This is a genomic window from Teichococcus aerofrigidensis, assembly GCF_054073225.1.
Genome location: NZ_JBSXMU010000120.1, coordinates 1 through 9,434, shown reverse-complemented (window position 1 = coordinate 9,434; position 9,434 = coordinate 1). Strand labels below are relative to the sequence as shown.

Below are 9,434 nucleotides of genomic sequence, written 5' to 3'. Positions count from 1 at the left end.
GGTCGAGGTCGAGCACCGCCGCCAGATGGCCGAGCCGGTGCCCCGCACGCCGTCCGCCGCGCATCACCGCGCGCCGCCGCGCCCGCACCATCCAGGACAGGGCCGAGCCGCGCAGGTCCACCACCAGATCCCAGCTCTGCCCGATCACCTGCCGCCAGAGCGACAGCCAGTGCCGGGAGAAGCTCTGCTTGGTGAGGACGATGGTGGCCTCCCTGTTCGGCATGCGGGCGAAGATGCCCTCCGCCGCCGGACCACAGGCGATGGTGATCCGCGCGGCGGGATACTGCCGCAGCAGATGGTCGAGCAGGCCGGTGGAGAGCACCGCATCCCCGATCCGGGTGGCGGTCACGAAGAGGATGCGCATGGGATCGTGTTCATGTGTCCGGCGCGCGCTTAGCACGCCGGACGCGGATCGCCGAAGGGGCCTGCGTCCCGGGGCGCGAATCCATCCCCGCGCTTGTCCGCCGCCGCCGACGCGCCCAATTGGAGGGCATGCCCATCGCTCCCCTCCCCGACCGCGCCCCGATCGAGATCTCCGGCGAGGACCGCGTCGCCTTCCTGCAAGGCCTGGTCTCCAACGATGTCGCGCAGGCGGCGCCGGGCCGCGCCGTCTGGTCGGCGCTGCTGACGCCCCAGGGCAAGTGGCTGGCGGATTTCTTCGTGCTGAGCGACGGCGGCCGGCTTCTGCTGGACGCCGAGGCCGCGCAGGCGGAGATGCTGCTGCAGAAGCTCTCCCGCTTCCGCCTGCGCTCCAGGGTGGCGCTGGCACCGGCCGCGGGGCTCGCGGTCTTCGTCGGCTGGGGCGATTCGCCGATGCCCTCCGGGCTCGCCGCACCCGATCCGCGCCTGGCCGGCGCCGGCTGGCGCGCCCTTCTGCCGCCCGGCGCCCTGGTCGCCGATGCCGGGCCGGAGGATTACGACAGGCACCGCCTGGCCCTCGGCCTGCCCGACGGCTCGCGCGACCTGGAGAGCGAGAAGACCGTGCTGCTGGAGGCCGGGTTCGACGAGCTGTCCGGCGTCTCCTGGAGCAAGGGCTGCTACATGGGGCAGGAGCTGACCGCCCGGACGAAGTATCGCGGCCTGCTGAAGAAGCGCCTCTTCCCCGTCACCGTCGAGGGCCCGCTCCCCGCCCCCGGCACGCCCATCCTGCGCGACGGCGCCGAGGTCGGCGAGATGCGGTCGGGCGCGGCGGGACGCGGGCTGGCGCTGATCCGCCTGGCCGTGCCGCCGGGGGAGCCGCTGTCCTGCGGCGAGGCGACCCTGCGCGCCTCGGTGCCGGAGTGGATGGCCCTGCCGGGCCGCGCCGGATAGGGCGGCGCCGAAAGGCCCCGCGGCGGCACCGCCGCCGCAAGGAGGCACCGAGAAGCCCCAGGGCGGCACCGCCGCCCCGGGTGGTGGCGTCACGCCGTCCGGTCGGAGCCGCCCGCCAGCGCCGCCTGTGCCGCGGCGAGTCGCGCGACGGGGACGCGGTAGGGGGAGCAGGAGACGTAGTCGAGGCCGACGCTTTCGCAGAACTGGATGGAGGCCGGGTCGCCGCCGTGCTCGCCGCAGATGCCGAGCTTGAGGCCTGGCCTGGCGCCGCGGCCCTTCTCGCTGGCGATCTCGACCAGCGCGCCGACGCCCTCGGGGTCGATCGAGACGAAGGGGTCCTTCGGCAGGATGCCCTTCTCGACGTAGTAGGGCAGGAACTTGCCGGCATCGTCGCGCGACAGGCCGAAGACGGTCTGCGTCAGGTCGTTGGTGCCGAAGGAGAAGAAGTCGGCGACACCGGCGATGGCATCGGCCGTCAGCGCCGCGCGCGGCAGCTCGATCATGGTGCCGACCAGGTACTCGATGGTGGTGCCGCTCTCGGCGAACACCTCCTTCGCCACCTTGTCCACCTGGGCGCGGGTCAGCTCCAGCTCCTTCCGCATGCCGACGAGCGGGATCATGATCTCCGGCACCGGCGCGCGGCCCGTCTCCCGGGCGGTGGCGACGGCGGCCTCGAAGATGGCGCGCGCTTGCATCTCATAGATCTCGGGATAGGTCACGCCGAGGCGGCAGCCGCGATGGCCGAGCATCGGATTGGCCTCGGAGAGATCGGCCGCGCGGCGCTTCATGGCGGCGAGGTCGGCGCCGAGGCCGGCCGCCACCTCGGCCAGCTCCTCCTCCTTGTGGGGGAGGAACTCGTGCAGCGGCGGATCGAGCAGGCGGATCGTCACCGGCAGGCCGGCCATGATGCGGAACAGCTCGATGAAGTCCTTGCGCTGGAAGGGCAGCAGCTTGGCCAGCGCGTCGCGCCGCCCGCCCTCGCTCTCCGACATGATCATCTGCCGCACGGCGCCAATGCGCTCGGGATCGAAGAACATGTGCTCGGTGCGGCACAGGCCGATGCCCTCGGCGCCGAACTTGCGCGCCGTCTCGGCATCGAGCGGCGTCTCGGCATTGGCCCGCACCTTCATGCGGCGGTGCTGATCGGCCCAGCCCATCAGGGTCGCGAAGTCGCCCGAGAGCTGCGGCTCCACCATGGCCACGGCGCCCTGGAAGATCTCGCCCGTGGCGCCGTCCAGCGTGATGGTCTCGCCGGCCCGCACGATCCTGCCGCCGGCCGAGAGCTGCTGGCTGTGATAGTCCACCACCACGCCGCCGGCGCCCGCCACGCAGGGCCGGCCCATGCCGCGGGCCACCACCGCCGCGTGGCTGGTCATGCCGCCGCGCGTGGTCAGGATGCCCTTGGCGGCATGCATGCCGTGGATGTCCTCGGGGCTGGTCTCGATCCGCACCAGGATGACGCTCTCGCCCTTGGCGGCGCGCGCCTCGGCCTCGTCGGCGGAGAACACCACCGTGCCGCAGGCGGCGCCCGGCGAGGCCGGCAGGCCCTTCGACAGCAGGTCGCGGGGGGCCTTGGGATCCAGCGTCGGATGCAGCAGCTGGTCGAGCGAGCTCGGCGCCACGCGCCGCACCGCCTCGGACTCGTCGATCAGCCCCTCGCGCGCCATGTCGACCGCGATCTTCAGGCTGGCCGCCGCGGTGCGCTTGCCGTTGCGGGTCTGCAGCATGTACAGCTTGTTCTGCTGCACGGTGAACTCGATGTCCTGCATGTCCGTGTAGTGCTTCTCGAGCGTCTCGCGCACCCGCACCAGCTCGGCATAGGCCGCCGGCATGGCCTGCTCCATGCTGCGCTCGCCCGGCTTGGCGCGGGCCTCGGACATCGGCTGCGGCGTGCGGATGCCGGCCACCACATCCTCGCCCTGGGCGTTGATGAGATACTCGCCGTAGAAGATGTTCTCGCCCGTGGACGGATCGCGGGTGAAGCACACGCCGGTCGCGCAGTCCTCGCCCATGTTGCCGAAGACCATGGCCTGCACGTTCACCGCCGTGCCCCAGTCGGCCGGAATGTCGTGCAGGCGGCGATAGGTGTTGGCGCGCTGGTTCATCCAGGAGCCGAACACCGCGCCGATCGCGCCCCAGAGCTGCGCCTCGGGCTCCTGCGGGAAGGGCTGGCCCAGCACCTCCTCCACCATCCGCTTGTAGCCGGCGACGACCTGCCGCCAGTCCTCGGCGGTGAGCTCCGTGTCCTCGGTGACGCCCTTGTCGAGCTTGGCGTCCTCGATGATCTCCTCGAAGCGGTGGTGATCGACGCCGAGCACCACCGAGCCGTACATCTGGATGAAGCGCCGGTAGCTGTCCCAGGCGAAGCGCGGATCGCCCGAGGCGGCCGCCAGCCCCTCCACCGTGCGGTCGTTCAGGCCGAGGTTCAGCACCGTGTCCATCATCCCCGGCATGGAGACGCGCGCGCCGGAGCGGACCGAGACCAGCAGCGGCTTCGCCTCGTCACCGAAGCGCAGCCCGACCGCCGCCTCGACGCGCGACAGCGCCTCCGCCACCTGGCCCTTCAGCTCGGCCGGATACTGCTTCCCGTGCCGGTAGTAGTAGGTGCAGACCTCGGTGGTGATGGTGAAGCCGGGCGGCACCGGAAGACCGATCGTCGCCATCTCCGCCAGGTTGGCCCCCTTGCCACCCAGCAGGTTCCGCATCTCCGCACCGCCCTCGTTCCGGCCAGCGCCGAAGCCATACACCCACTTCTGCATCTCGGGTCCCTCTAGCCTTCTATCTTGGAAAAGTCTGCCACACGCTCCAGCGCGGCCACCAGCCGGGCCAGCAGGCCGAGGCGGTTGCGGCGCCGCGCCGGGTCGGGGTCGTTCACCACCACCCGGTCGAAGAAGGCATCGACCGGGGCGCGCAGCCGCGCCAGCGCGGCCATGGCCTCGGTGTCCCGCTCCGCCTCCAGCGCCGCGAGCACCGCCGGCAGGGCGGCGTCCAGCGCGGCCGAGAGGGCCCTCTCCTCCTCGGCCACGAAGAGGGCGGGATCGGTCTCGGGCCGGTGCGGCCCGTCCTTCCGGTCCTCGATGCGCAGGATATTGGCGGCGCGGCGGGAGGCGGCCAGCAGGTTGGCGCCGTCCTCGCCCTCCAGGAAGGCGCGCAGCGCGGCGGCGCGCGCCAGCAGGCGCACGAGGTCCGCGCCGCCCTGCGCCGCCACCGCCGCCAGCACGTCGTGCCGCTCGCCCTCGGCGCGCAGCTGCACCCGCAGCCGGTCGGCCAGGAAGCCCAGCAGGCCGGCGGCGAAGGCGGCGACCATCGGCGGATGGTCCGATGCCGGATCGGGCCGCCAGCCGGACGTCATCATCTCCTGGGCCACGGCCATGCCGAACTCGGGCTCCGCCGTGGCGCCCACCGCCTGCGGATAGCCGAAGAAGGCCTCGGCGATGGCGTCGGCGAGATCCAGCCGCAGCCCGTTCTCGCGCAGGATGCGAAGGACGCCGAGCGCCGCGCGCCGCAGGGCATAGGGATCGCCCGAGCCGGTCGGCCGCTCGTCCACGGCGAAGAAGCCGGCGAGCTGGTCCAGCTTGTCGGCCAGCGCCACGGTGATGGCGACGGGCTCGGCCGGGACCGAGTCACCCGGGCCGAGCGGCCGGTAATGCGCCGCGATGGCCTCGGCCACGCGGGCCTCCTCGCCGTCCTTCAGCGCGTAGTAGCGCCCGATGATGCCCTGCAGCTCGGGGAACTCGCCGACCAGCCCGGTGGCGAGATCGGCCTTGGCCAGCCGCGCGGCGCGGGCGGCGGGCGCCGGCTCGGCGCCGAGCCTTGGCGCTAGCCATTCCGCCAGCCGCGCCAGCCGCGCCACGCGCTGCCCCTGGGTGCCGAGCTTCGCATGGAAGACCACGCTGTCGAGCTTCGGCAGGTAGCTCTCCAGCGCCTGCCTGCGGTCGAGATCCCAGAAGAAGCGGGCATCGGAGAGGCGGGCGCGCAGCACCCGCTCATTGCCGCCGACCACCGCGAGGCCACCATCGCGCGCGGCGATGTTGGAGACGACGCCGAAGAAGGGCGCCGCCGCGCCATCCAGCCGGCGCAGGGCGAAGTAGCGCTGGTTCACCCGCATGGTGGTGCGCATCAGTTCGGCCGGCAGGTCCATGAAGGCCTCGTCAATGCGGCCGAGCAGCGGCACCGGCCACTCGACCAGGCCCGCCACCTCCGCCACCAGCCCCTCATCCGGCACCACCTCGACCCCCTGCGCCGCGGCCAGCGCCGCGATGCCGTCCCGCACCCGCGCCGCGCGCTCGGCGGGATCGATAACCACGTATCGCGCCGCGAGTTTCGTCGCATAATCCGAGAAATCCACCACCCGCACCTCGCCCGGCGAGAGGATGCGATGGCCCTCCGTCCGGTCCGAGGCGGCGAGGCCGTGCCCGTCATCCTCGCCCTGGGCCAGGGTGAACGGCACCACGGCGCCGCCGAAGAGGCAGAGGATGCGCTTCAGCGGCCGCACCCAGATGAAATCGCTGCTGCCGCCCCAGCGCATGGACTTGGGCCAGGGGAAACGGCGCAGCAGGGCGGGGATGATCTCGGCCAGCACCTCCTGCGTCGGCCGGCCGGGGCGGCGGATGACGGCGTAGAGATAGGCGGCGCCCTTCACCTCGCGCGTCTCCAGCTGGTCCTGGCGCAGGCCGGTGGCGCGCAGGAAGCCCTCCAGCGCCGGGCCGGCGGCACCGGCCCGCGGGCCGCGCCGCTCCTCCTCGACCGCCGCCGTCCCCGCCGGCAGCTCGGCCACCAGCGTCAGGCGGCGCGGACCATAAAGGGTGCGCAGCCCCTCCGCGGGCAGGCCGGCCCCCTTCAGCGCCTCGCCCATCAGCCGCGCCAGATCCTCAGCCGCGCGCGCCTGCATGCGGGCGGGGATTTCCTCGGAGAAGAGTTCGAGCAGAAGTTCGGGCATCGGGGGCCTTGGCGGGAAAAGGGGCCGGAGCGGAGTCTCGGCGCCGAATCAGGCGCCGGCGTGGCAGTCTCGGGCGGGCGGCCTCAGCCGCCGAGCCAGGTCTCGCAGCAGGATCTGGCCAGGGCGCGCACCCGGCCGATGTAGCTGGCGCGCTCGGTCACCGAGATGGCGCCGCGCGCGTCGAGCAGGTTGAAGGCGTGGCTCGCCTTGATGCACTGGTCATAGGCCGGCAGGGCGAGGCGCTTCTCCACCAGGGCGGCGCATTCGGCCTCGGCGTCCCGGAAGTGCTGGAACAGCAGCGCCGTGTCGGCGAATTCGAAGTTGAAGGCGCTGTACTCCCGCTCGGCGCGCAGGAAGACATCGCCATAGGTGACGCCCTCGCCGTTGAAGTCGAGGTCATAGACGTTCTCGACGCCCTGGATGTACATCGCCAGCCGCTCGAGGCCGTAGGTCAGCTCGGCGCAGGGCTTGTCCACCGGGATGCCGCCGACCTGCTGGAAGTAGGTGAACTGCGTCACCTCCATGCCATCGCACCAGACCTCCCAGCCGAGGCCCCAGGCCCCCAGCGTCGGGCTCTCCCAGTCATCCTCGACGAAGCGGATGTCGTGCAGCGCGGGGTCGATGCCGAGCGCCCGGTAGCTCTCGATCAGCAGGGCCTGCGGGTCGGCCGGGCTCGGCTTCAGGATCACCTGGTACTGGTAGTAGTGCTGCAGCCGGTTCGGGTTCTCGCCATAGCGCCCGTCGGCCGGGCGGCGGGAGGGCTGCACATAGGCCGCCTTCCAGGGCTTCGGCCCGAGCGCCCGCAGGGTGGTGGCGGGATGGAAGGTGCCGGCGCCCATCTCCATGTCGTAGGGCTGCAGGATCACGCAGCCCCGCGCCGCCCAGAAGCGGTGCAGCGTCAGGATGATGTCCTGGAAACTGAGGGGTTTGGTCCGGTTCGGCGTCTCGGTCATCATCCAGGGTCTTGGGCTTGCGGCCGTGTTATGCGCCGCACCATAAGACCCGCCCCACACCCCCGCAAGGAAGGGCACAGGCCATGGCCGCCAGCGAAACCGTGATCCGCAGCTACTATGACGCCTTCAACGCCGGGGATGTCGAGGGCATGCTGGCGCTGCTGACCGAGGATGTGCTGCACGACATCAACCAGGGCGCCCGCGAGGTGGGCAAGGCGGCGTTCCGCGCCTTCCTGCTGCGCATGGCGGCGCACTACCGCGAGGAGCTGCGCGACATCGTGGTGATGTCCGGCGAGGGCGGCCGCCGCGCCGCCAGCGAGTTCATCGTGCACGGCACCTACCTGGCGACCGATGCCGGGCTGCCGGAGGCGCGGGGCCAGACCTACGTGCTGCCGGCCGGCGCCTTCTTCGAGCTGCGGGACGGGCTGATCGCCCGGGTCAGCAACTACTACAACCTGGCCGACTGGATCGCCCAGGTCGGCGACTAGGCCGGGGGGCCCCGCCCCGGTCAGGCCAGGAAGTCCGGGCTCTCCCGCGTCAGGATGCGGCGGACGCTGTCGAGGTGCAGCCGGGCGCTGTCGGCCCGGCCGGCGGCCTCCTGCGCGGCCACGCGGCGCGCCACCTCCTCCGGCACCGGCTTCAGCGCCCGGCCGGAGGACATGGCGAGAAGCTGCGCCTGCGCCGCCCGCTCCAGGTAGTAGAGGTCGTCCCAGGCCTCGGCGATCGTCTCCGCCACCACCATGACGCCGTGGTTCTTCATGAAGACGATGTCGGCCTCGCCCAGGCTGCCGGCGATGCGGTCGCCCTCGCGCGAGTCGAGCGCCAGGCCGTTGTAGTCCTCGTCCACCGCGGTGCGGCCGTAGAAGCGCAGCGCCGTCTGCCCCGCCCAGACCAGCGGCTCGCCCTCCAGCATGGCCAGCGCGGTCGCGTGCGGCATGTGGGTGTGGAAGGCGACCCGCGCGCGGGGCTTCAGGGCGTGGATGCGGGCGTGGATGTAGAAGGCCGTCGCCTCCGGCTGGCCCTGGCCTTCCACCACGTTGCCGTCGAAATCGCAGACCAGCAGGCTGGAGGCGGTCACCTCGGCGAAGGACAGGCCGTGGGGATTGACCAGGAACAGATCCGGCCGTCCCGGCACCACGGCGGAGAAGTGATTGCAGATGCCCTCCTGCAGGCCGAGCCGCGCCGCCATGCGGAAGCAGGCGGCAAGATCGACCCGCGCCCGCCGCAGCGCCTCCGCCTCCGGCGGGTGGTTGTGCGCCAGGCTCGGCACCGGGGCGGAGGAGGCGGCGAGGGAATGGGCCATGACTGCGACATCCTCGGGCGGCTGGAGGGGGGTGAAGGCCGGCAGATTGCGGCCGGTGCCGGCCGGGCGCAACCGGGCTCGGCCAAGGGGGAGCCTTCGGCCAGAGGAGACTCAGCCAGGGGCGATGCTCTCGCGGATGAAGCCGATCAGCGGCTCGACCAGCTGGCTCTGCCCGGTCGCGTCGCCGAACACCGCCATCTCCGCGACGCCCAGGGCCGGCAGACCGTGATGCTCGGTCAGGCCCTCGGGCAGGCCGGAACGGCCGAGCACGGTGACGGCGAGGCCGGCCTGCGCCGCCGCCGCCACGCCGAGCAGGCTGGCGGAGACATAGACCACCTCGAACTCCATCCCGGCCCGCGCCAGGGCGGCCAGGGCGCGGTCGCGGAACATGCAGCCCTGCGGCAGCATGGCTACCGGCAGCGGCCGCCCCTCGGGCGGTGCCCAGCCCGGCGCCGCGACCCAGACGATCGGCTCGGTCCAGATCGGCCGCCCCTCGGTCTCGCCATCCCGCCGCTTGCCCAGCACCAGATCGAGCTCGCCCCGCTCCTGCGCCGCGCGCAGCTCATGGCTGCGGCCGACCTCGATCTCCAGCGCCAGCTCGGGAAAGGTGCGGGCGAAGCGGGCCAGGATGGGCGCCAGGTTGCGCGGCACGAAATGATCGGCGACGCCGAGGCGCAGGCGGCCAGCCACCGGCGGCGCGATCATCCGCCGCACCGCCTCGTCGTTCAGTGCCAGCATGCGGCGGGCATAGGCGAGCAGCGTCTCGCCCTCGCGCGTGAGCGCGATGCTGCGGCTGGTGCGCTCCAGCACGCGCTTCTGCAGCAGCTCCTCCAGGCGCTTCACCTTCAGGCTGACGGCGGATTGCGTCAGGCCCCCCCCCGCCGCGCCCGCCCGCCCGAGGCGGTGTGCCGGCATTATCTTTCCAGCG

At 72.5% G+C, this 9,434-nt stretch carries 8 protein-coding genes; 2 read left to right on the top strand and 6 right to left on the bottom strand.

The features are described 5' to 3' along the window. On the bottom strand, positions 1–364 hold a 364-nt coding region (locus tag ACVMLK_RS17675; RefSeq protein ID WP_457487146.1), incomplete at its 3' end, for a glycosyltransferase family 9 protein. A 128-nt stretch (positions 365–492) separates the two neighbouring features. Between ACVMLK_RS17675 and ygfZ the strand changes: the two genes are divergently transcribed. Further along, positions 493–1,311, top strand: coding sequence for a CAF17-like 4Fe-4S cluster assembly/insertion protein YgfZ (ygfZ, locus tag ACVMLK_RS17670; protein WP_457487145.1), 819 nt, complete (start codon positions 493–495; stop codon positions 1,309–1,311). An 89-nt stretch (positions 1,312–1,400) separates the two neighbouring features. On the opposite strand, the gene ppdK is transcribed toward ygfZ, so the two are convergent. The 3 genes from ppdK to ACVMLK_RS17655 form a co-directional block, all read right to left on the bottom strand. Beyond that, positions 1,401–4,070, bottom strand: coding sequence for a pyruvate, phosphate dikinase (gene ppdK / locus ACVMLK_RS17665; protein WP_198365340.1), 2,670 nt, complete (start codon positions 4,068–4,070; stop codon positions 1,401–1,403). Between the two features lie 11 nt (positions 4,071–4,081). Next, complete coding sequence (gene glyS, locus ACVMLK_RS17660; RefSeq protein WP_457487144.1) at positions 4,082–6,250, bottom strand: glycine--tRNA ligase subunit beta; 2,169 nt, start codon at positions 6,248–6,250, stop codon at positions 4,082–4,084. 83 nt (positions 6,251–6,333) lie between these two features. Then, positions 6,334–7,206 carry a glycine--tRNA ligase subunit alpha gene (locus ACVMLK_RS17655; RefSeq protein ID WP_422922597.1) on the bottom strand — a complete coding sequence of 291 codons (873 nt, stop codon included), beginning with the start codon at positions 7,204–7,206 and terminating at the stop codon, positions 6,334–6,336. An 80-nt stretch (positions 7,207–7,286) separates the two neighbouring features. Between ACVMLK_RS17655 and ACVMLK_RS17650 the strand changes: the two genes are divergently transcribed. Beyond that, the gene (locus tag ACVMLK_RS17650) at positions 7,287–7,691 is read left to right on the top strand and encodes a ketosteroid isomerase-related protein (RefSeq protein WP_457487143.1); all 405 of its coding nucleotides are present in this window, start codon (positions 7,287–7,289) and stop codon (positions 7,689–7,691) included. A gap of 20 nt (positions 7,692–7,711) precedes the next feature. Here ACVMLK_RS17650 and ACVMLK_RS17645 read toward each other — a convergent pair whose 3' ends face one another. Then, the gene (locus tag ACVMLK_RS17645; RefSeq protein ID WP_198365336.1) at positions 7,712–8,506 is read right to left on the bottom strand and encodes an aldolase; all 795 of its coding nucleotides are present in this window, start codon (positions 8,504–8,506) and stop codon (positions 7,712–7,714) included. 111 nt (positions 8,507–8,617) lie between these two features. Continuing rightward, complete coding sequence (locus tag ACVMLK_RS17640) at positions 8,618–9,421, bottom strand: LysR family transcriptional regulator (protein ID WP_457487142.1); 804 nt, start codon at positions 9,419–9,421, stop codon at positions 8,618–8,620. Positions 9,422–9,434 lie beyond the last annotated feature (13 nt).